General features: G+C 42.1%; 21 protein-coding genes. 14 read left to right on the top strand and 7 right to left on the bottom strand.

What is annotated here, in order from left to right:
* On the bottom strand, positions 1-172 hold a 172-nt coding region (locus L5M51_RS14215; protein WP_263173358.1), incomplete at its 3' end, for a transposase.
* Between the two features lie 137 nt (positions 173-309).
* On the opposite strand from L5M51_RS14215, the gene L5M51_RS14210 reads away from it, so the two are divergent.
* The 4 genes from L5M51_RS14210 to L5M51_RS14195 are packed head-to-tail and all read left to right on the top strand — an operon-like array spanning position 310 to position 4,987.
* The gene (locus L5M51_RS14210) at positions 310-771 is read left to right on the top strand and encodes a PilX N-terminal domain-containing pilus assembly protein (RefSeq protein ID WP_028760917.1); all 462 of its coding nucleotides are present in this window, start codon (positions 310-312) and stop codon (positions 769-771) included.
* 3 nt (positions 772-774) lie between these two features.
* A complete protein-coding gene (locus L5M51_RS14205; RefSeq protein ID WP_263148975.1) occupies positions 775-4,281 on the top strand; it encodes a pilus assembly protein in 3,507 nt (1,168 codons plus the stop codon).
* Positions 4,282-4,292: 11 nt separating this feature from the next.
* Positions 4,293-4,685 carry a type IV pilin protein gene (locus L5M51_RS14200; protein WP_263173357.1) on the top strand — a complete coding sequence of 131 codons (393 nt, stop codon included), beginning with the start codon at positions 4,293-4,295 and terminating at the stop codon, positions 4,683-4,685.
* Positions 4,682-4,987: a TapY2 family type IVa secretion system protein gene (locus L5M51_RS14195; RefSeq protein ID WP_113941310.1), complete on the top strand. Its 306-nt coding sequence runs from the start codon at positions 4,682-4,684 to the stop codon at positions 4,985-4,987. Before L5M51_RS14200 ends, L5M51_RS14195 begins: the two co-directional genes overlap by 4 nt.
* 92 nt (positions 4,988-5,079) lie before the next feature.
* Here the strand turns inward: L5M51_RS14195 and L5M51_RS14190 are convergent, their stop codons facing one another.
* Together L5M51_RS14190 and L5M51_RS14185 are read right to left on the bottom strand one after the other, a co-directional pair.
* Positions 5,080-5,574 (bottom strand): GspH/FimT family pseudopilin, encoded by a 495-nt coding sequence (locus L5M51_RS14190; RefSeq protein ID WP_028760913.1) that lies wholly within the window; start codon positions 5,572-5,574, stop codon positions 5,080-5,082.
* Positions 5,575-5,717: 143 nt separating this feature from the next.
* Positions 5,718-6,230, bottom strand: a complete 513-nt coding sequence (locus tag L5M51_RS14185; RefSeq protein WP_263173355.1) for a GspH/FimT family pseudopilin — start codon at positions 6,228-6,230, stop codon at positions 5,718-5,720.
* Between the two features lie 241 nt (positions 6,231-6,471).
* Here L5M51_RS14185 and glnB point away from each other — a divergent pair, with 241 nt between their 5' ends.
* Together glnB and L5M51_RS14175 are read left to right on the top strand one after the other, a co-directional pair.
* Positions 6,472-6,810, top strand: coding sequence for a nitrogen regulatory protein P-II (gene glnB / locus L5M51_RS14180; protein WP_028760911.1), 339 nt, complete (start codon positions 6,472-6,474; stop codon positions 6,808-6,810).
* 196 nt (positions 6,811-7,006) lie between these two features.
* Complete coding sequence (locus L5M51_RS14175) at positions 7,007-8,296, top strand: NAD(P)/FAD-dependent oxidoreductase (RefSeq protein ID WP_105249931.1); 1,290 nt, start codon at positions 7,007-7,009, stop codon at positions 8,294-8,296.
* A 51-nt stretch (positions 8,297-8,347) separates the two neighbouring features.
* Here L5M51_RS14175 and L5M51_RS14170 read toward each other — a convergent pair whose 3' ends face one another.
* The gene (locus L5M51_RS14170) at positions 8,348-9,364 is read right to left on the bottom strand and encodes a LacI family DNA-binding transcriptional regulator (RefSeq protein WP_263173353.1); all 1,017 of its coding nucleotides are present in this window, start codon (positions 9,362-9,364) and stop codon (positions 8,348-8,350) included.
* A gap of 388 nt (positions 9,365-9,752) precedes the next feature.
* Between L5M51_RS14170 and L5M51_RS14165 the strand changes: the two genes are divergently transcribed.
* The 3 genes from L5M51_RS14165 (at position 9,753) to L5M51_RS14155 (ending at position 14,794) form a co-directional block, all read left to right on the top strand.
* Positions 9,753-12,431, top strand: a complete 2,679-nt coding sequence (locus L5M51_RS14165; RefSeq protein WP_411569251.1) for a TonB-dependent receptor — start codon at positions 9,753-9,755, stop codon at positions 12,429-12,431.
* A 96-nt stretch (positions 12,432-12,527) separates the two neighbouring features.
* Positions 12,528-13,232, top strand: a complete 705-nt coding sequence (locus L5M51_RS14160; RefSeq protein WP_263173350.1) for a SapC family protein — start codon at positions 12,528-12,530, stop codon at positions 13,230-13,232.
* A gap of 20 nt (positions 13,233-13,252) precedes the next feature.
* Positions 13,253-14,794, top strand: a complete 1,542-nt coding sequence (locus L5M51_RS14155; RefSeq protein WP_263173348.1) for a tryptophan halogenase family protein — start codon at positions 13,253-13,255, stop codon at positions 14,792-14,794.
* A 54-nt stretch (positions 14,795-14,848) separates the two neighbouring features.
* Here the strand turns inward: L5M51_RS14155 and L5M51_RS14150 are convergent, their stop codons facing one another.
* Genes L5M51_RS14150 through L5M51_RS14140 form a run of 3 tightly spaced genes read right to left on the bottom strand, consistent with a single transcriptional unit; the run spans position 14,849 to position 17,307 of the window.
* On the bottom strand, positions 14,849-15,091 hold the full coding sequence (locus L5M51_RS14150) for a hypothetical protein (protein ID WP_263173346.1): 243 nt from the start codon (positions 15,089-15,091) through the stop codon (positions 14,849-14,851).
* A gap of 48 nt (positions 15,092-15,139) precedes the next feature.
* Positions 15,140-16,375 (bottom strand): tryptophan halogenase family protein, encoded by a 1,236-nt coding sequence (locus L5M51_RS14145; RefSeq protein ID WP_263173345.1) that lies wholly within the window; start codon positions 16,373-16,375, stop codon positions 15,140-15,142.
* 14 nt (positions 16,376-16,389) lie between these two features.
* Entirely contained in the window at positions 16,390-17,307 is a 918-nt protein-coding gene (locus L5M51_RS14140) for a sulfite exporter TauE/SafE family protein (RefSeq protein WP_263173343.1), read from the bottom strand.
* Between the two features lie 495 nt (positions 17,308-17,802).
* On the opposite strand from L5M51_RS14140, the gene L5M51_RS14135 reads away from it, so the two are divergent.
* The 5 genes from L5M51_RS14135 (at position 17,803) to nagB-II (ending at position 25,305) form a co-directional block, all read left to right on the top strand.
* On the top strand, positions 17,803-18,816 hold the full coding sequence (locus L5M51_RS14135; RefSeq protein ID WP_263173342.1) for a substrate-binding periplasmic protein: 1,014 nt from the start codon (positions 17,803-17,805) through the stop codon (positions 18,814-18,816).
* Positions 18,816-20,303: a methyl-accepting chemotaxis protein gene (locus L5M51_RS14130; RefSeq protein WP_263173340.1), complete on the top strand. Its 1,488-nt coding sequence runs from the start codon at positions 18,816-18,818 to the stop codon at positions 20,301-20,303. Before L5M51_RS14135 ends, L5M51_RS14130 begins: the two co-directional genes overlap by 1 nt.
* Before the next feature lie 28 nt (positions 20,304-20,331).
* Positions 20,332-23,130, top strand: coding sequence for a family 20 glycosylhydrolase (locus L5M51_RS14125; RefSeq protein WP_263173338.1), 2,799 nt, complete (start codon positions 20,332-20,334; stop codon positions 23,128-23,130).
* Between the two features lie 223 nt (positions 23,131-23,353).
* Positions 23,354-24,289 carry an N-acetylglucosamine kinase gene (gene nagK, locus L5M51_RS14120; RefSeq protein ID WP_263173336.1) on the top strand — a complete coding sequence of 312 codons (936 nt, stop codon included), beginning with the start codon at positions 23,354-23,356 and terminating at the stop codon, positions 24,287-24,289.
* Positions 24,290-24,306: 17 nt separating this feature from the next.
* Positions 24,307-25,305, top strand: a complete 999-nt coding sequence (gene nagB-II, locus L5M51_RS14115; RefSeq protein WP_263173334.1) for a glucosamine-6-phosphate deaminase NagB-II — start codon at positions 24,307-24,309, stop codon at positions 25,303-25,305.
* The last annotated feature ends 38 nt before the right edge of the window (positions 25,306-25,343 follow it).

Below are 25,343 nucleotides of genomic sequence, written 5' to 3'. Positions count from 1 at the left end.
TAAGAGTTTTACCTGGCACGGGACGACCTTCTTTTCTGGCTTTATCTCGCCAATGATACAAGGTTTGCACCGCGATGCCTTCTTCCCGAGCGACCTCTGCGACCGTTAAATTGTGAGGCGGTAATAATTTTTTAAGGATCGCCTCTTTACGTTCTGGTGAATACCGAGCCATATCGTTCTCATTTGCCGCGCCCTGTCTTTAAAAATAATGATTATTTAGGGGTGACAACTATCCTGACACAGGGGGTAGTTTCGACGACTATGGTGCTGGCTAATCCAGTGTTAATTAGAAATTAGAAGGTTGGTAAGATGAAAAAGCAAAAAGGAATTGTATTATTTTTTGCACTTATCATATTGTTACTTATGACTATTATAGGTGTCGCTTTGGCTGTTAATTCGACCCAGTCCATGCGTATGTCTGGAGCTGGCTCTGAGCGTATAGAAGCAAAATCAATCGCCGATGGTGGATTAGTAGCTACGATAGAAGCTAATAAAGGAACGAGTTTAACAACCTTATCTAATGTTATGACTACGACAGAGTTCGGTTCCCAGCAAACATTTACACCAAGCCCATTTGAAGTGGATGCAGCTGGTAACGTAGTTATTAGTGCGAAAGATGTTGCCTGTCAACGAAGCCCTAAACCAACACCTTTTATAGATTGTCGTCGAGTAGAAATTAGAAGTACTGCTAATTTTGGGCGTGATAATTTAGGGCAACTTACAGTTGTTATGTTAGTGGAGCAAGAAGTTATCGCTGGGACAGGGTGGTGATATATGTTAATCAAGAAGCTGGCTAGTCTTATATTGTCTGCGATGGTTGTTTCGTCTGGACCAACTTTTGCCGATGATACTGAGTTATATGTAAAAGAATCAACAACTCGAACGGGCGCAAGACCTAAAGTGCTCGTTATATTTGATAACTCAGGAAGTATGTCGACTGAAGAAATTACTCAGGTTGTAGATTATGACCCTAACTATGACTACCCAGCCGTAAGTGGTTCTGGGTATAGTGATACTCTTATTTATTATGCTGTTGGCGGTGGAGGATTACCCACCCCTGATACTAGCTCTGATAAGCGTAATTTTAAAGCTAGTTTAAATGGATGTAGTCAAAGCAAAGCTGCATTAGCAGAGTTTGGTCGTTTTACTGGGTATATAAGAGAGTTCACATCAAGTGGTACTACTGGTGTTTGGAAAGAACTACCTGAAACAAACGGTACAGCAATAAAAGTAATTGATTGTTGGGAAGATATTTCTCAAATAAATCCGAGTAATTCATCATCATATCCTAATGGATTTCCTGCTAACGGGGTAACAACGGGGTCAGGTAGTAAAAAGAAAGCGTATCCATATTTTACTTCCTCACTACCAGGAACAACTTGGACCAATGCTTTAGCCGCAGCTAATAATACTGACTTTGGTGTTGGACAACCTATTACCTTGTACACTGATAATTACTTAAGATGGTACGGATTATCTAAAGCGGGAAAATTACCAACGGTAAAAATTTCAAGACTAGAAATTGCGAAGAAAGCGATTTCTAATATTATTAGTTCAACTCCAACAGTGGATTTTGGACTTGCTGTATTTAATTATAATTATCCAAATGAAGGTAATCGAGACGGTGGTCGAATTGTATCTGGCATTACTCAGATGACGGATAGTACGCGTGCTAGTTTATTATCTACTATTGATAGTTTGCCAGCAAAAACAAATACGCCATTATGTGAGACTATGTATGAAGCTTACCGTTACTTTGCAGGTAAGGGCGTTAAATATGGTCATAGTGATACTGATTATGGCTCGTATGTAGGAAATAAACCCCCGTATGATAGTTCAGTGGAGAAGAGTGGTAACTACGCAAGTCCATTTAAAGTATGTACGGATATTGCTTATGTTATCTATGTCACTGATGGCTCTCCAACAGTTGATAAAAATGCGAATAATGACGTTATTAGTTTAACTGCCACTGGAAGTAAGGAAGGGGATTACTCTTCATTTTCTAAAAATCTAGATACAGCAAGCTATTTGCCCGCATTAGCTAGTTATATGTTTAATAACGACTTAATTAACAAATTGGACAGTTCAAATACTGAACAAATGCAGAATGTTCGTACTTATACTATTGGTTTTAGTAAAGGTGCAGAAGATGCCGCACCTTTACTTGCTGAGACGGCTAAAAGAGGTGGTGGTTTATATTTTGCTGCTCAGAACAGTCTTGAACTACAGAATGCACTTAATGATGCGTTATCAAATATTTTGAATATTGATTCAAGTTTTACATCTCCAAGTATTGCTAGTAATAATTTTGATAGGACTCAGACATTTGATGCCGCTTATTACGCTATGTTTCTCCCAGGCAAAGGACCTCGTTGGAGCGGTAATTTAAAAAAATTAAAAGTAACCGCAGATGGAACATTGGTTGATAGTAAAGGGAATGCAGCTATAGCAGATAACGGCAATATTAAAGATGGTGCCTGTACTATATGGTCGGATTGTGTTGCGCAAAAGGATGGGAATAAAGTTGAAGTCGGCGGAGTCGCGGCACAAATCAGAAAGCAAGAAGTTAGGAATATTGTAAGTAACTTAAATGGGTCCTCCAGTTTAACGCCCTTAACACTTGCTAATGCACAAACTGCAGCAGGCGGTGATGCTGCGCTAGCTAGCTATATGAGAACTAGCGTAGATGAGCTTGCTAATACGTTAAATTGGCTTAATGGGATAGATGTCGACGACGATAATAAAGATGGTAGTACGACAGATATACGTAATGATGTTATGGGTGATCCTCTTCATTCTAAGCCACTTGCACTCAATTTCGGCACAAAAAACGCGACTGATATTCGTATCATGCTTGGCACTAATCAAGGTGTTGTGCATATGTTTAAAGATGCGGGCGAATCTGTATCAGAGACTTGGGGCTTTATTCCCTATGAGTTATTGCCTAATTTAACAGAACTGAGAAGTAATGATCCTTCAGGTGTACACACAGTATACGGAATGGATTCATCTCCAGTTGCTTACACAGAAACTGATGCTGAGGGTAAAGTGATTAAAGCATGGGTCTATATGGGGATGCGTCGAGGTGGTTCGTCTTATTATGCCCTCAATGTGACAAACCCTGATAGCCCTTCTCTAATGTGGACTATTAATCCATCAACGGATGGTTTTTCTGATCTTGGACAAACATGGTCTGAGCCTATAGTGACGAAAATCGTTGGTTATGAAAAGCCTGTACTCATTTTTGGTGGTGGCTACGATGTTAGTTTTGATGCAACTCCTTCATCTTCTCCGGTAGGTCGTGCGGTTTATATTGTCGATGCAGAGAAGGGAACTTTGATTCATTCATTTGGTGGCTCTGCATCGGGTGCAACAGTACTTTCGGGTATTCAGGATAGCATTCCAAACTCAGTCGCCGTACTTGATAGTAATAATGATGGGTATACAGATAGGATTTATGCCTCCGATGTCGGTGCAAATGTCTGGCGCATTGATCTTCCAAGTGCAAGTAAGTCGAGCTGGAGTGCATTTAAATTTGCTTCTTTAGGTGGTACTGATAGTAATAATCGTCGTTTTTATGCAGAACCTGTTGTAGCACAAACGATGTTTACTAATTTATCCGAAGTTAAGGTGACAACAGAGAGTGGTACTACTACGACTAAAACTTATCAAAATGTTCCCTATGATGCGGTGGTGATTGGAAGTGGAACGCGACCCCACCCATCATCTACTGATATCAATGATATGTTTTTTACATTGCAAGATCGTAATGTGGTGACTAAGAGTTTTACTGGCGGTGATGTTCCCGAGGCGATCACAATCAATGATCTCTATGATGTGACTTCTACTGCACCTGCGTCTGAAGCCGACAACATAAGTTTCGGTAAAAAACTCGGCTGGTTCTATGATTTTAGTGGTCTAGGTGAAAAGAGTTTAACAGCTGCCTTGATTGTCCAAGGCAAAGTTTATTTCACTTCTTATTCTCCCCCTGCTGACTCGGTTGCCGATAACGTGTGTTTGGTGTCTGGTTCTGGCAAGTTATATCCGTTCGATTTGCACAAAGGAACGAGATCCTTTTCTCAATTATATTATGAACTGGGTGAACGTGTACCGGATACACCGCAGATTGTTATTCCTGCACCTGAATCCGGTAAAGATCCGTATATCTATATTATTGGAGTTGGTAAAGGTGAGAAAAATGAAAATGGGGATTATACAGGTACAATCAACGTTGCTTCTGGGTTAGGTGTTAATAAAATTTATTATCATATAAATGAATGAGTTATTAATTTATGAAGGTTAAACTTAAAGGTTTTACCCTGATAGAGGTGATGATCGCCGTCGTGATCATTGGTATTTTGGCATCGATTGCATACCCTTCTTATACGCAATACATTGCTCAGAGTGCAAGATCAGAAGGGTTAGCTGCTTTGATGCGTATAGCAAACTTGCAGGAACAGTATTATCTCGATAATAAAAAATATGCTACTGATTTAACAAAACTTGTAGGGGCAAACCCTTATATCACTGAGCATAAACATTACTCTGTATCATCAAGTGGTGAATCAAGCTTTACGATTAAGGCAGTTGCTCAAGGGGTTCAGGCTAGTCGTGATGCCTCGTGCTCTTCTTTAACAATATCAGATACTGGGGCAAAAGGTCCGAGTGCGGAGTGTTGGAAATGAAATTAATAAACCTCTTTATAACGGTGGCTTTCTTACCAAGCTTAGTTTGGGCTGACTCTGGAGCGACAGTCAGCGAACAAGACTTCAAATGCTACATTACATCAAAGAAAAGTGCTGAGATTGCCTTCTATCATTGGAAGAGTAGTGAAATGAATGTGAGAATGGCTAGCCTTGTTGGTACTACTCGCCAATCAAATGATGGATCGAAATATTACATCTATAGTGTTGAGGAGTGTGTCGCATTAAACGCTGAATTTACTAATACTAAGGCGCAAGTTTTGGATAAGTTAACACCTAGATAAACATCTAACATGTATTTTTAAATATTAACAACGAACGATTTAAGGATAATATTATTTTAGGGTAGTGAACGGTAGATTTAGTCTCCCATAGTTTATGTGCAGCTTTTCCCATCTGCGCCCTCTTTTATTAAACCTGAAGTGCTAATGTTGATGCTTTTAGAATTGTCACTTTGCCCATTTGAACAATAGATAATTGATGTTTCAACTGAGACTAAACCATCGGGTGTAAAATCAATTTTTTTATCGGCGGGCCCTGATAGGGAAATTACATCGTGTGTATTGAAACTATCGATCACTTTCAATACATTCTTGGCACCCCCATTGTCAATATATACACTGAACCCCTTATTCCAGTCTGTGCCGCATGGTGATGCCGCGTATGGGCAGACTGTTACTGTTGCGCCATAGTTGACAGCTTGGTTTCTTGCAAAAGCAAACACATCACTAATTTTTCGTATTTCATTAGCGCTGCGTGTCCCTTCGTATAGCGACGTAAGTGATGGAACCCCTATGGCTAGTAGGATTGCTGCTACGGCAATTGTGACCATCAGTTCGACTAAGGTAAATCCTCTTGAAATAATTAACATGTAGCTATCCTCGTTAAAACTTAGCTAAGTATATGCGAGGAGACTCTAATGGTCAGTATCTATTCTATATTTTCAATATACCCAATAAATTGATTTTCTTGCTTTTATATAATTAAATTTAAATAGGGAGTATATATTTAAATTTAATCGCAATTGATATTCTTTGCGGTAGAAAGGCGAACTCTACCCGCCTGATTAACAACGATTGCACGGGAGTTTTTGCTATCAATTGTTCGTGGGCAATACTTGAAAGTACCATTACTTCCAGAAGCTAACCCATCAGGTTGAAATTTTATCGAACTTTTATTGTATGTTAAAAAATCTTTCGAATCGAATTCATCAATGACCTTAATAATTTTATCGTTAGCATCGAAGCTTTCGACTACACCTGTATCAATGAAAATTGTTAATCCCTTTTGCCAATCTTGAGTGCATTTTCCATTTACGAGTGGGCATGCTGTGACCCTATAACCATAACTAACAGCTGTATTTCGCGCAAATTGAAGTGTCTGCTGGATAGTTTTAATATTGGTATCAGCTCTTATCTGATCGCTGAGCTCGGTCAAGGAAGGAGCTCCAACTGTTAACAAGATTGTTGAAATCGATATCGTAGTGATAAGTTCTATCAGGCTAAAGCCTTTTCGATGTGAGTTCATAACAGATCCTTGTTATTTTACGCTTGCATCCCGCGAGCGAGTTAGTGCTGGTTAGAATGTAAGTATAAAATCTGGGGCAATATTCATAGTACTTTTTTTAGACTTTTATGTGCTAAAAGCGATTTTATAGAAACTGTGTTTTATGAGTAAAGCACTACATTCACTTCAATATTGACGTAACCCCGTGTAAGCTAGTGTTATTCTGTTTGTTTATGTTATTGCAAGGGATGAGGAATTTTTAATGAAAAAAGTTGAAGCCATTATTAAGCCATTTAAGTTAGATGATGTGCGCGAATCACTTGCAGAAATTGGTATCACTGGGATGACGGTACTGGAGGTTAAGGGCTTTGGTCGTCAGAAAGGGCATACAGAGCTGTATCGTGGTGCTGAATACATGGTGGATTTTCTGCCAAAAGTAAAAATAGAGTTAGTGATCCAAGACGATCTGCTCGACCAAGCAATTGATGTCATTGTTGAAACGGCCCGCACAGGCAAAATTGGTGATGGTAAAATTTTTGTCACTGATGTTGAACGTGTTATCCGTATTCGAACGGGTGAAGAAAACGAAGAAGCGGTATAAACAGCTTACGAACGATTCTAAAGGGCCTAGTGGCCCTTTTTTGTTGCCTAAGCATATGGAAAAACTAAATAGTACCGCTAGGTTTCTGAAATATCTTTAATGGAAAATAGCCTGTTTTACTCAACTAATGTAGTTATCTCTTATCTGTAACATGGTATAACTTAGCCTCGCAAATGAGTTTTATGAGGTTGTCATTTTGGCTACAAAAAGAATAGTGATCGTGGGTGGTGGTGCTGCTGGTTTAGCGCTTGCATCGAAGTTGGGCCGTAAATGGGGCGGTAGTGATGTCGTCGATGTGTGCTTAATTGATAAAAGTCCTATTCATATATGGAAGCCTAAATTACACGAAGTCGCTGTTGGTGTGATAGATCAATCTATTGAAGGTTTACTATATCGCGATCATGGACTTAAAAACGGTTATCGCTATATTCGTGGTGAGATAGAGCAGTGTGAGCCGGATGCTAAATCGATTCAGTTAGCTGCAGTTTATAATGATGAAGGCGAGTTGCTCCTAGAGCAGCGACAAATCAATTATGATTTTTTAGTGCTTGCATTGGGTGGAGTTTCTAATAGTTTCAATACATTAGGTGCTGATGAGCATTGTATTTTCTTAGACAGCCTTGAAAATGCCAATTTATTTCATCATAAATTACTCGACGCTTTACTCCAATTAAATGAAACGCAAGAAAGAGTCAGCATTGGTATTGTCGGTGCGGGTGCGACAGGTGTTGAATTGGCAGCAGAGCTTCATCATGTCATTGAGTCTGTTAAAGAGTACGGCTATCTGAATATCGCTAAGCATCATCTTGATGTGCATTTGATTGAAGCGTCACCTAAAATCCTTCCTCAATTACCAGAGCGTGTAAGCGCTAGGGCTCAAGCTGTTCTTGATCAGATTGGTATACGTTTACATATCGGTGTTCAAGTTAAAGAAGTGACTCGTGATGGTTTCATTACCCAAGATGGCGATGTGATTAAAGCAGGCTTAAAAGTATGGGCTGCCGGTGTAAAAGGGCCAAAAGCATTTCAGCATTTTGCAAAACTGCCCATTACTCCGCGAAATCAGGTAGAAGTTGATGATTGTATGCGAGTTAAAGGTCATCAAGATATTTACGCCCTTGGCGATTGCGCTCTATTGATCCAAAGTTCTGGCCAGCCTGTTCCACCAAGGGCGCAAGCAGCAGCTCAGATGGCTGATACCTTGTTTGATAATATCGTTAATCGATTACAAGGTAAGCCTGAAAAGGCCTTTATTTATAAAGATTACGGCTCATTAGTGTCTTTAAGCCGCTTCTCTGCGGTAGGCAATTTAATGGGGAACCTACGTTCTGGCACTTTCTTTGTTGAAGGCCATATAGCAAGATTGATGTATATCTCTTTGTATCAGAGGCATTTAGCCAGCCTTTATGGTTGGTTTTCGGCAATTGTGTATCGAGTGGCACAAAAGTTATTGAAGTGGCAGCGTCCGAAGCTCAAATTACATTGATTTCTATGTGATTTAGGAGATAGAAAGAGAGCAAATATGCTCTCTTTTTTTTTATTGTTTAGGAATTGCCGACGAGTCACGAATGATAGGTTCAGGAGTAAAGGTTCTAGAATATATGGCATCTTGCTCGCGACGTTTTGCTATTAATAATTCAGTAGCAACCTGAGCAATTTCTGCGTTTGGCTGATGTACAGTGGTAAGTTTAGGCCAGGTTTGACGTGAGAATGGGCTATCTTCGAAACCGACAATTGATAAATCAGCGGGTATGTCTAAACCCGCTAAACGAGCCGCAAAAAGTGCACCAGCGGCAATTTCATCGTTACAAGCAACAATCGCCGTCGGGCGATTTTTTAGTTTGATGAGCTTGTTAGCACCATCAACACCGGACTCAAATGAGTACTTCCCTTCAATTATGTAGTTTTCATTCAGCTTTAGGTTGTTTATTGTTAATGCCTGTTTAAAACCAAGTAATCGCTCTTTGGTGGATTCATGGTGTAAATCTCCGCTTAAAAAAGCGATATGCTTGTGACCTAAATCAATCAGATGCTGGGTGATTTGTACTGCACCGAATTTATCGTTGACTAAAATAGTCAACCCATTCTGATCGTTGTCCTTTTCTCCCGCAATAATGCGCACATAGTTAGCATCAATTTCAGTGAGTGCTTTGAGTACTTTAGGATCTTCTGACAAGGGCGGTGTCAGTACTAATCCAGCGAGCCTAGAATATTTGACTAGTGCTGTAAGCTCATCACATATGGTCTCTGATTTGGCATTGCAAGGGTGGATGACAAGTTCATAGCCCTTGTCTTTACAGGCTGACAAAATCCCATTTTGCATATCAATAATATAGTAAGCGTTTGGATTATCGTAAATAAAACCAATAGCATAGGATTTAGTTCCTGCTAGATTTCTTGCTGCTAAATTAGGTTGGTAGTTAAGTGCTTTTATCGCCTCGTTCACTTTGTCAACGGTGGCCTGCTTCACTGAAGGTTCGTTATTGGTTACACGGGATACTGTCTTGATAGACACTCCAGCACATTTAGCTACGTCGTTGATAGTGACTTTCATTGATGTAAAAACTCTTTGTCTAAGGTCGCGAGGGGTTTAACTGTTCTATGAACGTAAATTCTTTACCAGCAATTTACAAGCTTACATTTTTTATCAGTTTTTTCTGACTTATACATCTTATAGTGCGAGCTTTTGATGTGCTTAGCAATCCTGAATTGTTACAAATTGGCGTTAATTTATCATTGTTACAATTATGCTTGGAGTTGTAAATTTACGTCATAATATTAAAGCTCATGTTTTATAATGATTTTTAATAAAAATACTGATTCAACATTCTGCTTTATGACATTTTTTTACTTCCATCGTTATTTTGTTGTGGCAAGGCTGTTAATTATTGTGTAATGTTTGCACCAGACATGACAGCGTTGTCATTCCTCAGGGAATGGTTATGAATACTAAAACGATAATAAAGTTATGGAAGGGAAACGAGATGCGACCATCAACCTTTAAGAAAACTGTACTAGCTACAAATATTGCTATCCTACTCGGCAGTGCTGTATCCATTAGCGCTGTTGCTGCAGACGCCGTGGCAACCACCGCAGCACCTGAAAATATTGAAAAAATTGAAGTTCGCGGTATTCGCGCTTCCCAGCAAGCTAACTTAAATGCTAAACGCTTCTCAGACAGTACTGTGGATGCGATTACTGCTGAAGACATTGGTAAATTTCCGGATAAAAACGTTGCAGAATCTCTGCAACGTATTCCTGGTGTCACGATCCAGCGTCAATTTGGTGAAGGCGCGGGTGTTTCAATTCGTGGTGCGGGTCAAGATCTGACTTTGACGACTCTGAATGGACAAAACGTAGCTTCAACAGGTTGGTTTGTTCTTGAGCCAGCAAAACGTTCATTTAACTATGAATTATTACCATCTGAATTAGTTGGTAACTTAGAGGTCTATAAATCATCTCAAGCGGACTTAGCTGAAGGTGGTGTGGGTGGTACTGTTGTAGTTAATACACGTAAGCCATTGGATATGGATTCAATGACTTTCTTTGCTTCTGCTGAAGCTCAATATCAAAGCGATTCGGGTGAAACAGATCCACAATTTTCAGGCTTAGGTAGCTGGAAGAATGATGATGAAACTTTTGGTGTATTAGTTTCTGGCGTTATGCAAAATCGTAGCTTGCAGCGTCAAGGCGATGAAGCGTTTTGGGAATGGGGTGCTGGCCCTGTCGCATTTGAACAAGAGCGCGAACGTTCAGCTATTGCTGCAACATTCCAGTATGCCCCATCTGATTCATTAAACTTTGTGTTTAACGCGATGGACATGCAAATGGCCGCGGACAACACCAACTACGCATTATGGTTTACGCAAGCTGACACTTCATGGTCAGGAGCTCCAGGTTCTGGTGCTTGGGGTAACACGGAATGGATTGGTGGCTGCGGTTTATGTGGTGGTGATAAGCCAGATGCATCACAGTCAGGTTCTCAAGTTGCAGGCCCTGTTAACTTGGCATACTGGCAAGCTCGCCCTCGTGAAGCGACAATGAAGTCTCAAGTTTTCGACTTGAAGATGGAATATAGCGGCGATGGATACCAGTTTACGACTCAAATCGGTGATACAAGCTCTACTGGTGGTACCGATTTCGAAATGGTTGTTGAAGATGGTCTGGGTGGTACAGCATTAAATGGTGCAACTTACGACTTTACCAATGGTCATCAAACTTGGGATTTAAATGGTTTTGATACAGCTACTTATGATCCTGGTTCGCTTGCAATGGGTACTGGCAGTAACTTTAATAAAACACCAAAAACAGATGATGAAACTTATATTCAAGCAGATATTAAGTTTGATGTAGATCTAGGTGTGGTTAATGCCATTAAAACGGGTCTGAAATATGCGAAGCATAATACAACGAGTCGACGTTTTGACTTTGTACAAGCCGATGACTTTAATCCTGTCATATCAACAGCAGGCTTAAATACTGGTACTTTTGCTGTAGGTACGAGTGAATACGATATTATTCGTTTTGATCCAGATGCACTAAAAGATTGGGCTAAATCGAGCATCATCGGTGAGACTGAAGATTTTGGTTCATACCGTGAAATTGATGAAGATAACTATGCTGCTTATGTGATGGCTAACTTTGCATCAGAAGGTGTACGCGGTAACTTTGGTGTGCGTTATGCGGGTACTGAAGCGACCTCAACGTACTATGTTGATGGTAAGAAAGCCGATGCTTCAGCTAATTATGGGGAATGGTTACCAAGCTTAAACGTAGCATTCGACTTAGCACCTGATCTCATATTGCGCGCATCAGCGGCTCGAGTTATGGCTCGTCCACAGTATGATGACATGTATGTTAACCCTAACGTTTTAGGTGCAAATGATGATGTGCCTAATAACCAAAAATGGGTTGTTGGTAATATCGGGTTAAAACCATTTATTGCTAATCAAATAGACTTAGGCATTGAATGGTATTTCAATGAAGAGTCATTACTTTCTGCGGCTTTGTTTATGAAGGATGTTAAAAACTTCGTAACCTTTAGTGAGTACCATGCAGATAGCGCCGATATCCCATTTACTGGCACGTTAAAACCTGATGAAGTTGCTGGTGGTTGGACTGTGCAAGAGAAAGCCAATGGCGAATCGGCGACAATCCAAGGTTTAGAGCTGCAATATCAACAAGACTTTGGGAACGGCTTCGGCTCAATTGTTAACTACACTTATACTGATAGTGAAACTAGCCCAAATACATATACAGATCGCAACCCGTTCTTAAGCGATAGTTCAAAGCACTCATATAACTTAACTGGTTATTTTGAAAACGATTTGTTCCAAGTTCGTTTAGCATATAACTGGCGTAGTGAATATATGATCCGTGAAACTGGTTCATACGGTAATCGTTTACACGATGCATTTGGTAGCTTGGACTTGAGTGCAATTTGGCATGTTACTGATTATATGGATATTAAACTTGATGGTAATAACCTGTTAGAAGAAGGTTCACGTCAGTTTGGTAACAATCAGTTCCAATCTAATCTAAGTGGTTTTACGGATGGCTTCCCTGTATTTGAATACAACATGGCCCGCCGAATTACATTAGGCGCTAGCGTACGATTCTAATCTCGATTTAACTCATGTATAAATGAAAAAGGGAGCTTGCTCCCTTTTTTTATATCTCAATAATATTCAATCAGAAGAAGCCCTCAAGGAGCTCATATGACTAATTCAATCACCCCACTTGACTCAGCAAAACATGCGCACCTGAAAGTGACTCCTACCACTTATGAACATGTTGCTGCGCAACACTTACTACCTATTTCAATTTATGAGTTTGCCTTTGCTGCTGTAGATGCTCCTGTTGTTTTTGTTAAAAATAGTGAAACAGGAGAATATCAGTCCGTAATTATGCTTGGATTAAAACCTGGACAGAATTTGAAGCAAAAAGATGGCAAATGGTTAGGGCTGTATATTCCAAATATACTTAAAAACTATCCGTTTGGTTTAATGTTGAGTGCTGAACAGCAGGATAAAGTATGGGTGGGGATACGAGAAGAAAGCGCTCATGTGAGCACTGATAAGGGAAATGCATTGTTTGAAGGTGGAGAGGAAACTGCGTTTTTAAGATTGCGTAAAGACAGTATTATAAAAAACTTCGAACAAGAGCAAATGAGTAAGGCAATTATTGCATTTTTTGCTCAAAAAGAATTATTTTCTCCCCAAAGTCTTACCGTTGACATCAAAGGCGAAAAACGCGGCATAAATGGTATCTATTTCATCGACGAAGCTAAGTTAAATCAACTCAACTCAGATGAGTTCTTAGATATCAAGCAACGGGGCCTTTTAGCGCCGATTTACAGCCATTTGAACTCATTGCATCAAATTAATCGCCTAGCGAAAGAAGAAATCGAGTTGAGCGTTTAAGTAATCAGCAGGCATAGATCATGACTTCAAGAAAAGAAATAAAGAGTGTCGTCATTGTTGGTGGCGGAACTGCAGGTTGGATTTCTGCCTGCCATTTAGCTAAAAAGTTGAATGTTAGAACACCTAAAGTACAAGTTATGTTAGTTGAGTCCCCGAATATTCCCACTATCGGTGTTGGTGAAGGGACTGTACCTATGTTACGCGAAACATTAAAGTATTTTGGTATTCGAGAAGATGAGTTTATTCGTTGCTGTGACGTAACATTTAAGCAGAGTGTTAAATTCATTGATTGGAATAAACCCAATTCAGGGGAGTACTATCACCATTTATTTGATTATCCCTACTTTAAAGACGTTACTTCAACTTGGCTTAATAAATCTCTTTCAGATAGAGGCCGCTACGCTGATCTTGTGTCAGTTCAAGGTCATTTGATTGATGCGGGACTTGGACCTAAAGTGATGACACAGCCTCAATATCGAGGTGCTATGCATTACGCGTATCATCTCGATGCTGCAAAGTTTACCAAGATGTTAACCAAATTTGGTGTTGAACAGTTAGGCGTTAAACATCTTCTTGCAGAAGTCATTGATACAAAAATGGACGCTCTGGGACATATCTTAGAGTTACATACTGATAATGCTGGTGTATTGAATGCGGACTTGTATGTTGATTGTACAGGATTTAGTGCTCAACTCATTGGAGATGCATGTAAAGTTCCCTTCGTTGATAAGAGTGACATCTTGTTTGTCGACTCAGCATTAGTTGTGCAGCTTCCTTATGAAGATAAATATACGCCTATCCCTTGTTTCACTAAATCAACAGCACAAGAGGCTGGCTGGATATGGGATATCGGTTTGTCTGAACGTCGTGGTGTTGGTTATGTGTATTCCAGTCAATATTCATCAATAGAGCAAGCTGAGAGTGTATTGCGGGAATATCTTGGTAAAGCAGCAGAACACGTCTCGTTTCGACACATACCGATGAAGGTGGGGTATAGAGAGAAATCGTGGCAAGGTAACTGTGTGGCGATTGGTTTGTCGAGTGGTTTTGTTGAACCTCTAGAAGCGACTGGTCTGCTTATGTTTGATGCGACAGCCAGAATGTTAGCCGAATGTTTTCCTGCTAATACTGACGTTATGCCACTTGTGGCTAATCGTTATAATCAGCGCGTATCGAATGCTTGGAATCGGGTGATTGATTTTATTAAACTTCATTATGTCATCGCTAAACGAATGGATACGCCATTTTGGGTTGATAATAGAAATGAAATAAGTATTCCAGACACATTAAAAGAACATTTAGAATTGTGGCGCTATCACATACCGACTGCCTATGACTTTACTTCTACGCTAGAATTTTTCAATTTAGAAAATTATTTATATGTACTCTATGGCTCAGACTTTGAGTCAAAATTAGAGAGGAAATTAAATGATGAAGAGGAAAGGCTTTTCACGGTAATGACCGAGAAATTAGGCAAGCAGGTTACATTACTCAAATCGCAATTATTACCCCATAGAGAGTTAATTGAACGTATCAAGTTGTATGGCATCCAACTTAATTAATGGTTGAATTAAATGGTAAGTAGAGCAAGATTTTTAATCTTGCTCTTTATTATTTTAAATATTTTTTATTTTCGCTAAGAATTCTTGATGTGATAAAGATTGCTCTTTTGCTCTAAACTGTTGTGTTTTTAAGTTGTCGAGTATTCTTGATATTTCATTTTGGGGACAAGGTATATGAATTTCAGGAATATGCTGCATACCATAAAGTACGTAGCGATAATTCTCATCTGTAAAAACTGAACTATATCCATTGGCAAGATCGACATACTCACAAACTTTGTCTTTCCATAGTGTCATTTTTTGTTCTAGAGCAGGGATGAATGCTGAGCTTTGTGCTGCTTTTTGTCAAAATTCATTTTCATCTCTATCAGTTAAGCAGTAATGAAGTACGATAAACTGTCTAAGATCGGTATACAAGCCGTTCATTGCGGTATTATATGACGTCCTTATTGCTTGGGAGGGATTTGATGACGTTAAATGCGTCGCTAGCAATCTTGCACCTAAGTTTATAAGATGCAAGCCTGTCGATTCTAAGGGTTCAATAAATCCACCTGCGAGACCCATTGCAATACAATTTCCAACCCAAAATTCACGTCTACAACCTATCTTCATATCTAAGTGAACAGTTCTTATGATCTCTTGTTCATCGCCAAGATAAGCTTTTAATTCAGCCTCAGCCTGTTCCCTCGTTAGACTATTGCCATCGTAGACATAACCCGTTCCTTGACGATTCGTTAGGTCAATTTCCCAAGCCCAACCATGACTAAGCGCTGTTGCTGTCGTATAAGCTCTTGGTAGCTGGTGAGGCAGATATTCCCGCTGCATTGCAACGGCTTTATTGCAAGGTAATTCTGTTTCGAATGATTGCCAGTTATCATTCTTTAGGCTTTGAATTAAAAGCCCTTTAAAGCCTGTGCAGTCGATAAATATGTCGCTCTTGAATGAGCCTAGGTCAGTTACAACCTCAGTGATGTTGCCATCATTAACCAGAACGTCCGTTACATTTGCTTCTACATGCTCTACACCTGCTTGGGTGGCTTTACGCTTTAAAAAGGCCGCCATGAGCGTCGCGTCTAAGTGGTAACCATAGGGGACAATACCTTGATATTGGTTCAAGTATTGCGTTTTAGGGCTTAAGTTATTTTGCATTAAGCTAAATGAAAGACTTGTTGCTTCAGCAAAGGGAGTGCTGTTTGATTCATTAATCTGATTATTTAAAATCCAAGCACTTGCATTATCAATTTTTCCAGATGGTTTTTGTTGCTCAAATGGATGGAAATATTCATGCATTTTACCATCTACTGCTTTCATCCAGTTACGAAATAATATGCCGGTCTTTAATGTTGCGTTTGTTTCTCTAAGTAGCTCATTTTCATCTAATCCCATAGCTGCAAAGAAGAATCGTAGACTATGAACGGTAGCTTCGCCAACGCCAATAATACCAATTTCTTTACTTTCGATAAGTCTAATATCTATGATATTAGATGAGTGGTTATATAACTTACTCAAGTAGAGAGCCGTCATCCAGCCTGTGCTACCGCCACCGACAATCGTGATACTTTTTAGCGGAGAATTATTCATCTTAATGTTTCCTATTAACTCGCCAACATGACGCTACCCGTCAAAATGATCCAAATGGAGAAAAAGAGTTTTAATACTTTTACAGGGAGAAAGAGCGCTAATTTACGAGCGAGTAATCCTCCGATAATGGCGCCAGGGCCTGCGAATAACACTAGCTCAAAGAGGGCATGGCTATTTGTTGAAAAAATATGGAGAGGGCTTGCCGACCAGACTGTAATCGCAGAAACGACAACGCCAGTGGCGACCGCCATTTTGGCGCATAGTCCCCTTATCATGAGATAAATGACGACTAATTCACCGACGCCTACCGATAACCAAGCTGTGATAATACCGCCGAAATAGCCAATGAGAGCGAGCCAAAGAAAATCGACCGGCATTATAGAGCGAGTGATTTGTGTGCTACTTTTGCTACTGATAATGATGGCGATACCAAGCACTATCGAGAAAATGCTAAAGCTGGTGTGTAGCGAAGAGGGCGAATTGAGTTGTAGTAATTGGCTACTCCAGAAACCTAAGACAGAAAAGAAGGCTGCAAGTAATGATGCTTTTACAAAACCAGACCATGCATCATCTTCTCGGTGGTGCTTTTTATAATGCAGTGACCATGAAATCGCGCCTGCTGTCATGCCAAAGCATTGGATCATAAATGAAGTCGAGACACTTTGAGACTCACTAAAGTTGAGGCTCGAAAATACCGGAATAAAGATGACGCCACCGCCAGCTCCTGTCGAGTTTGCAAATATCGCTCCTGTGATTCCTAGAAAAACGAAGCGTCCATATTCTTGGATAAGATCAAATAGCGAATGAAAATGGCTCGCCCAAAATAACCAAGTTCCACAGAGTAGCAATACCAAACTGAGGTTTAGGTAATACCGATTTAAGCGCGGAGCAGGCTGGGTATTATTGTGCACAAGTGTGTTAATGGGATTCATCAATAGCTACCGTGATCTTCGTCATGTTATCGCTATGTTATCAATGAAAGACAGCGTTGTCACATACGCTTGAATAAATAAATTAAACATTTTAAGTGTATGAATAATTTGCATTAATTATGTCTATTCATAAAAAATAACAATAATTGTCAAAAAAATGTAGAAATCCTGTTCTTTCTTGTGTACTTTAGCAATGACAACGCTGTCATCTGCTTGTGTGACGCGTTGTTTGTAAGGTCTGCATGAGAGGATGAGGTCTCCTTATCATGTGTTTGGCAGGAGTATTGCTGTCGGGCGGCGATACGTTTGTCTTTGATATTTTGATAGTCTCTCCCCAGAAACTAGCGTGGGCTGGGTACTGTAAGCAGTGCCCAGCCATTTTTTTAGGATGTTTTTACGGTATTACTCAACTGCCTACCTCAGCACTTGAACGTTAGCGGCATAGATAAATAAAACTCACTGGTATAAACCAGATAATAAAAGAGGCTGCAATTTATGGCGATTCCTTTAACGGCTGCGATGCGTGTCATTGCAATTGGCATGTCGAGTGTCATTGGCCATGTCGCACTCATCATGACAAGAAGAACGGTTTGCATACCCCTGTTTATAATGGCATTAGCGTTTTTTTCGGCATTTTCCTCTTTTGCTGTATTTGCTACTGACACAGCTATAAACAATTTAGCTGCAAATTCTGATGTGTCTAAATCGTCTGCACAGGTTTCAAAAAAAATCACCACCGCGATACAGCAGGAATGGTTGCTAAAGTTACTTGAAGAAGCACTGCGGCGCTCGGATTCGGGTTATCAAGTGCAAGAAATGTCGACTCAAATGAATCAAAAGCGCAAGGTCGAAGAAGCACTCGCTGGGACAGTAGACGTGTTTTGGAGCATGACCTCAAAAGAATTGGAAGAAACTGTGCTTCCCGTGCGCATTCCATTGTTTAAAGGGTTACTTGGTAATCGGCTGCTGATTATCCGTAAATCGGATGAGGCACGATTTGCTAATGTGAAAACCATGGCGGATTTTAGGCAGTTAAAGGCGGGGCAAAATCGTTATTGGCCCGATGCCACGATTTTAGAAGCCAATGGATTATCCGTCGTCACTAGCTATCAGTACACCAATTTATACTCCATGTTAGAAGGCGGGCGTTTCGATTATCTTGCCCTCGGTGCCCAGGAAATTGGCGAAGAACTCGCAAATCACCCCGATCCCGCACTTAAGGTCGATAGCCATATCCTGCTGCAATATCGCTCGCCAGCTTATTTCTTTGTTTCCCCTAAGCGCCCCGAACTTGCTGCGGCCATTTTAGCCGGGCTTGAAAGTATGGTAAGCGACGGCTCTTTTGATGAGATGTTTAATCGCGAGCTTAAAATTGAGCAGCTGTACCGTGAGGCTAAGTTTGAACAAAGGGTGATTATCCGTCTTGATACACCTGATTTAAGTCCATTAACACCAATAGAACGCACAGAATTATGGTTAGATCTTTTTAGTATGCAAGGTGCAAAATAATGAAAACATTAGCCTTAAAAGTACAGATTGGATTAGCGGCAGCGATTTTTATGATTGTTAGCGTTCTGTTCGGTGCATCTTACTGGTTGGCGAGCGATAAATTGGCCGCCAGTGAAACTGAGTTCGAAGAAAATACCGTCGCCAATTTGCAAGTCACTATGGCGCAGCCCATCTTCACCTACGACTATGAGCAGATCCGTGCGGTGCTATCTGTGATGCTTAAATCTGCGCAAATTTATCATATTGTCGTGAGTGACCATCGCGGTAAAGTGTTAGCCGAGAGTCAACAGGCTCAAACAGTGGCCGATGAGTATCTAGTGAAACGTGAAATTCAATTTGCTGATCAAGGTAACCCAACGGGCCAATTGGCTATTCAGTTTTCTATGTTGCCTATTCGCGCTCAGTTGTCAGATTTACTCTTAGGTTATTTCTTGCAGGCGTTGTTAATTCTCGGTGGCAGTTTAATTGTTATCTTCATTATTCTTAAACGTTTAGTGATTAATCCACTTGAAAATGTGGTCCGTGCTATGGAAGAAATTGCCAGCGGTGACGGTGATTTATGCCACAGATTACCCGTCGAGAGTCAGGATGAGATTGGCCAGCTTGCCAAGGCATTTAATGGTTTTGTTGAGCAAATTCACGGCACGATTTCCAGAGTGCACGAAACCTCAGGGCAATTACTGGGCGATGCCAAAGCGCTTGGTTCATTGTCGCAAACCAACAATGATCGCGTGCAAACCCAATTAAAAGAAACCGAGGCGGCAGTGACGGCTGTAACTCAGCTGAGCGCCAGTGCCAATGAAGTCGCCATTAATGCCAAACGCACCGCGGATGCGGCGAGTCAGGCCGATAAAGCGGTCGATGACAGTCAGCGGCAGTTCGATTCGGGATTAGATATTACCCGTAAGTTGGCATCTGAATTAGCCCGCTCGGCACTGTCTGTTTCACAGTTACAGCAAGAAACGCAAAAGATTGATGAAGTCGTTGTAGTCATCAACAGTATTGCCGAACAGACCAACTTACTGGCGCTTAATGCTGCGATTGAAGCGGCGAGGGCGGGTGAACAAGGGCGCGGTTTTGCTGTGGTGGCCGACGAAGTGCGTACGCTGGCGAGCCGAACCCAACAGGCAACTGGTGAGATCCAGAAGATGATCCAGCAGGTCCAGAGCCGAGTGGCCGAAACAGTCACTGTGATGAAAGCGAGCCAAGCCCTCTCAACTCAGGGCGTTAACCGCTCGGAAGAAATTAAGTTAGTACTCACTAAAGTGACTGATTTAGTCTCAAATATCAGTAATATGAACATCGAAGTTTCCCATGCGGCACAGGAGCAAACCTGCGTCACCGAAGCGATTTCTCGTACGTTAAATGATCTTGCCAATGTCTCAGGTTCAGCCTCACTCGATAGCGAGCACTTAGCGCACTCAAGTGAGCGACTGTTTCACCAAGGGGAAAGACTGCGGACGTTAGTAACTTCCTTCAGATTGTAGCCATTTCTGGAGCTAGATAAGGATAATCATGAAAAAAACACTCTCAGCAAGCGCCATTTTACTGGCTTTAGGATTAACGGCCTGTTCCGAGGCGCCTGTGGCGCCTTCCGCAGCGTCAGCCGATAAGGCTGTGGCTCAAACACTGCAAGTTCAGGACGCATTAACTCAAGCGCAGTTGCAACAACTCGGGGATTCGCTAGTCGTAACTTATCGTGTTGTGACCAATGTGCCAGACGATAAGTGCCTAAAAGATAAAGCCGATGGTCGCTGTTTTGTCGCTCAAATTGATTTCGTGCCCGGTATGGATTTAGCCAGCCAAGATTGGGAAATTTATTTAAGCCAAATGCGCCCAGTGCAATCGGTTGAAAGCGGTGAATTGACGATAACGCACGTTAAAGGCGATTTACATCGTATTACGCCAACGGCCGCTTTTAAGGGATTTGTTAAGGGCGAGAAAAAGCAACTGACATTCCGTGGTGAGCCGTGGCAATTGGCTGAAACCGACGCTATGCCAAACTATTACCTCGCAGCAAAAGGATTAGAACCCGTCATTATCGCCAGCACTCAAGTGGGTAAAGATGCCGAAACGGGTTTAGAGACGCGTCCGTATGTTGAAGGGTTTACGAATTTTAAAACCCAATATCAACGCACTGAAACGGATAAACTCGCGCCAGCCGATGCCGCGCAATTATTTAAAGCCAATCAAAGCGTAACTGAAGATGCCGCCTTGGCTGTGGATACCATTATCCCAACGCCACAAAAGGTGAAGATCCATTCAACTGATACACCAGTATCTCTTGCTGGTGGTATTAAGCTCGAATATCAGCAAGATAACCCAGAGCAAAAGAGTCAAGTTGCGGTAGCGGTGGCACGTTTAGCTCGCCTGGGGGTGGCTGAATCTGCGAGTGGCATTACGGTGAAATTTGCCAGCCAAAAAGGGGATGAGGGCAGTTATCGCTTAGATATTCAGCCAACTGAAATTGTGATTGCTGCCAATGATGCGGCGGGCTTCTCTTACGGTTTGTCATCACTAGCAAGCCTTGTGGATGTGCATTCGCTGAAAGTGAATTCCATGACCATTGAAGACAGCCCACGTTATCCGTTCCGTGGCATGCACATTGATGTGGCTCGTAATTTCCACAGCAAACAATTGTTGCTGGATTTGCTCGACCAAATGGCGGCTTATAAGCTCAATAAACTGCATTTACACATGGCTGACGATGAAGGTTGGCGACTCGAAATCGACGGGCTACCTGAGTTGACCGACATCGGTAGTAAACGTTGTCATGATCTTGCTGAAAATACCTGTCTGTTACCGCAACTGGGCAGTGGTCCTTTTGCGGAGTCGAGCGTTAATGGTTTCTATACTAAACAAGACTATATCGACATAGTGAAATATGCCGAGGCGCGTCAAATTCAAGTGATCCCATCGATGGATATGCCGGGTCACAGCCGCGCCGCGATTAAAGCGATGGATGCGCGTTTTCGTCGATTACAGGCTGAAGACGTAGAGCTTAAAAACACGGGCAAAGTGCAGGTTGTCCCTGTGCAGGAAACGGCAAATCAAGCTAACACAGCGGTAAAAGCTTTAGATGCGGGGGCTCGTCAATTGCAAGCAGAAGGAAAAACCACTGCAGCTGAGCAATATTTGTTATCCGATGCAAACGACAAAACGGTTTATTCTTCAGTGCAATATTACGACGACAATACGCTTAACGTGTGTATGGAGTCGACTTATCACTTTGTCGATAAAGTGATTGATGAAATTGCCAAGTTACACCAAGCCGCGGGTCAACCATTGACGCGTTACCACATTGGTGCCGATGAAACGGCGGGAGCTTGGAAACAATCTCCGCAGTGTTTAGCATTTGTCGCCAATAACGATAAAGATGTTAAGTCGATAGATGACTTAGGCGCTTATTTTATTGAACGAATTTCGACTATGTTAGCGGCAAAAGGCATTGAAGCAGCAGGATGGAGCGATGGTATGAGCCATGTTCGCCCTGAAAATATGCCTGCTAAGGTGCAGTCTAATATTTGGGATGTGATTGCCCACAAAGGTCATTCGCGCGCCAATCAGCAGGCAAATCTCGGCTGGGAAACCGTACTTTCTAATCCTGAGGTGTTGTACTTTGACTTCCCCTATGAGGCCGATCCTAAAGAGCATGGTTATTACTGGGCGAGCCGCGCGACCAATAGCCATAAAGTCTTTAGCTTTATGCCTGATAATTTAGCCGCTAACGCCGAGCAATGGACCGATATTGAAAATCAGCCATTCGAAGCGGATGACAGAATAAAACTTGATGAGGCGGGTAACAAAGTCTCGGGCCCAAGGGAGAAAGGCAAACCTTTTACTGGCTTGCAAGGGCAGGTTTGGAGTGAGTCGATTCGCAATGACGATACTGCCGAGTACATGATATTTCCACGTTTGTTGATGCTGGCCGAGCGTGCTTGGCATCAAGCCGCGTGGGAAGTGCCTTATCAGTATCAAGGCGCTGTGTATAACCAAAGCTCGGGGGCTTTTACCTTAGCCATGCGTGATGCACAGGCAAAGGAGTGGCAACAACTTGCGAATACCTTGGGCCACAAAGAGTTTATCAAGCTAGATAAAGCGGGGATTGATTATCGCGTACCGACGGTCGGCGCCGAGATCCGTGACGGTAAACTGTTTGCTAATATTGCCTATCCCGGGCTCAAACTTGAATACCGAAGTCTAAATGGCCAATGGCAAGTTTATCAAGCGGGATTGGCGGTCACTGCACCGATTGAGATCCGCGCCATTGCGGCCGATGGTATTCGTAAAGGCCGAAGTTTAATCGTTAACTAAATCAATTTTTATATCTGGCTGTATTTTAAAGATAAAGTACAGCCTTTTTGTTTTTCTATGTCAGTGATTTCCGATATTTTATTTTAGATGAAGAATTGCCTTAAAAAGTAAATGACAACGCTGTCATTTTTACTGTAACATTGAGTTAACTAAAGTTGAGCGCTGTATTAACGGCAAATAATAAGCAACGGTAGCGCTGCATTGATAGGTGAAGAGGGGTGTCATGGGGTTAGTCCAGACAAAAGATCAACCACTGTTTATAGGTGTAGATGGAGGCGGTAGTAAATGCCGAGCTACCATCTACTCAGCAGAGGGTACCGTTTTAGGGACAGGTGTTGCTGGACGCGCAAATCCACTGCATGGTCTCACACAAACATTTGAATCCATTGAAGCATCGACTCGCCTGGCGTTGCTGGATGCGGGCATGAACGAGAGCGATAGTCACTTGCTGGTGGCGGGTCTTGGTCTTGCTGGCGTAAATGTCCCTAGGTTATATCAAGATGTTATCAACTGGCAGCATCCTTTTGCAGCCATGTATGTCACTACCGATTTGCATACGGCTTGTATTGGTGCCCACCGCGGTGCCGATGGCGCGGTGATCATCACGGGTACTGGCTCTTGCGGTTATGCCCATGTTGGTGATACCAGCTTGAGTATTGGTGGTTATGGTTTTGCATTGGGCGATAAGGGCAGCGGTGCTTGGCTTGGATTAAAAGCTGCGGAACACGTGCTGTTAGCACTCGATGGCTTTGCCGTACCAACTCGATTAACTGACATGCTGTTGAGCTACTTTAACGTCACCGATGCGCTCGGCATTGTCGAAAATCTAGCCGGTAAATCATCAAGTTGCTACGCCGCATTAGCCAGAAGCGTACTCGATTGTGCCAATGAAGGTGACGCGGTAGCGACTGCTATCGTACAAGAAGGCGCAGATTATATTAGCGACATGGCGCGTAAGCTATTTAGCCTAAATCCGGTGCGTTTTTCGATGATCGGTGGCCTTGCAGAGCCTTTACAAGCCTGGCTCTGTGCCGATGTGGTCGCCAAAATTTCAGAAACCTTAGCCCCACCCGAACTCGGTGCTATGTATTTCGCCCAACAAGAATTTAATAAGTCGTTGTCAGTGCAAATAGGCACTGAAGCCAAATCCTGTATTTGAACGTGAAGGTAAAAGACATGACAAACACTATTATGGAGCAAGAAGCTCGCACTGCACCGCAAAAAATCGCTGGCCAGTTAGAAGCTAACGCTGAAATCATGCAGCAGTTAGGTGAGAAACTGCGCGCCTTCGAGCCCCGTTTTGTAATGATCGTTGGTCGTGGTTCATCGGATCATGCGGGTGTGTTCGCTAAGTACTTATTTGAAATCGAAGCGGGCGTACCGACGTTTGCCGCCGCCCCTTCAGTGGCGAGTGTGTATGGTAAGACCTTGAAACTCGAAGGCGCATTAGTGATTGTGATTTCACAATCTGGCCGTAGCCCTGATATTTTGGCGCAGGCGCGTATGGCAAAAAATGCTGGCGCTTTTTGTGTTGCCTTAGTCAATGATGAAACCGCACCGATTAAAGATATCGTCGATGTCGTTGTACCTTTACGTGCCGGTGAAGAAAAAGCCGTTGCCGCGACTAAGAGTTACCTCGCGACCTTGTCGGCGATTTTACAACTCGCCGCCGCTTGGACTCAAAGCGAATCGCTTGCTAGCGCCGTCGCTTCTTTACCCCAAGCGCTGCAAACGGCGGTGGACGCTGAGCCACAACTCACGCCAGAATCCGTTGCCGACGTGAAGAACTTAGTCGTACTTGGCCGTGGTTTAGGTTATGCGGTATCTAAGGAAATTGCGCTTAAGTTAAAAGAAGTGTGTTCTATTCATGCTGAAGCCTTCAGTAGCGCCGAGTTCCTCCACGGTCCTGTGACCTTAGTTGAGAAAAAACTCACTATCGTCGATGTGTGCATTGGTGATGAATCCTACGCTAGCCACATCGAACAGATTGAAAATGTAAGCCAACGCGGCGCCGATTTAGTGCATCTGAATCAAACCTCGACGGACATTCACCCACGTGTTGCTCCGTTAGCGTTATTACAACGTTTCTATATCGACGTGGCTGCGGTTGCGATTGCCCGCGGTATCGACCCCGATCAACCTGCTGGCCTTAAAAAAGTGACCCAAACGCTCTAAGCCGCCGAAATTAAAGACTTAAGTCACTCGTGTTATTT

Origin of the sequence: Shewanella sp. SM73, assembly GCF_025653795.1 — a bacterium.
Taxonomy (GTDB): domain Bacteria; phylum Pseudomonadota; class Gammaproteobacteria; order Enterobacterales; family Shewanellaceae; genus Shewanella; species Shewanella oncorhynchi.
Note: the sequence above shows the minus strand (reverse complement) of the source record. Positions and strands in the feature narration are given on the sequence as shown.

Coding starts and splice junctions, on each gene's coding strand:
- L5M51_RS14210 (WP_028760917.1), top strand. CDS start 310: ATGAAAAAGCAAAAAGGAATTGTATTATTTTTTGCACTTATCATATTG.
- L5M51_RS14205 (WP_263148975.1), top strand. CDS start 775: ATGTTAATCAAGAAGCTGGCTAGTCTTATATTGTCTGCGATGGTTGTT.
- L5M51_RS14200 (WP_263173357.1), top strand. CDS start 4,293: ATGAAGGTTAAACTTAAAGGTTTTACCCTGATAGAGGTGATGATCGCC.
- L5M51_RS14195 (WP_113941310.1), top strand. CDS start 4,682: ATGAAATTAATAAACCTCTTTATAACGGTGGCTTTCTTACCAAGCTTA.
- L5M51_RS14190 (WP_028760913.1), bottom strand. CDS start 5,574: ATGTTAATTATTTCAAGAGGATTTACCTTAGTCGAACTGATGGTCACA.
- L5M51_RS14185 (WP_263173355.1), bottom strand. CDS start 6,230: ATGAACTCACATCGAAAAGGCTTTAGCCTGATAGAACTTATCACTACG.
- glnB (WP_028760911.1), top strand. CDS start 6,472: ATGAAAAAAGTTGAAGCCATTATTAAGCCATTTAAGTTAGATGATGTG.
- L5M51_RS14170 (WP_263173353.1), bottom strand. CDS start 9,364: ATGAAAGTCACTATCAACGACGTAGCTAAATGTGCTGGAGTGTCTATC.
- L5M51_RS14165 (WP_411569251.1), top strand. CDS start 9,753: ATGAATACTAAAACGATAATAAAGTTATGGAAGGGAAACGAGATGCGA.
- L5M51_RS14160 (WP_263173350.1), top strand. CDS start 12,528: ATGACTAATTCAATCACCCCACTTGACTCAGCAAAACATGCGCACCTG.
- L5M51_RS14155 (WP_263173348.1), top strand. CDS start 13,253: ATGACTTCAAGAAAAGAAATAAAGAGTGTCGTCATTGTTGGTGGCGGA.
- L5M51_RS14150 (WP_263173346.1), bottom strand. CDS start 15,091: ATGACACTATGGAAAGACAAAGTTTGTGAGTATGTCGATCTTGCCAAT.
- L5M51_RS14145 (WP_263173345.1), bottom strand. CDS start 16,375: ATGAATAATTCTCCGCTAAAAAGTATCACGATTGTCGGTGGCGGTAGC.
- L5M51_RS14140 (WP_263173343.1), bottom strand. CDS start 17,307: ATGAATCCCATTAACACACTTGTGCACAATAATACCCAGCCTGCTCCG.
- L5M51_RS14135 (WP_263173342.1), top strand. CDS start 17,803: ATGGCGATTCCTTTAACGGCTGCGATGCGTGTCATTGCAATTGGCATG.
- L5M51_RS14130 (WP_263173340.1), top strand. CDS start 18,816: ATGAAAACATTAGCCTTAAAAGTACAGATTGGATTAGCGGCAGCGATT.
- L5M51_RS14125 (WP_263173338.1), top strand. CDS start 20,332: ATGAAAAAAACACTCTCAGCAAGCGCCATTTTACTGGCTTTAGGATTA.
- nagK (WP_263173336.1), top strand. CDS start 23,354: ATGGGGTTAGTCCAGACAAAAGATCAACCACTGTTTATAGGTGTAGAT.
- nagB-II (WP_263173334.1), top strand. CDS start 24,307: ATGACAAACACTATTATGGAGCAAGAAGCTCGCACTGCACCGCAAAAA.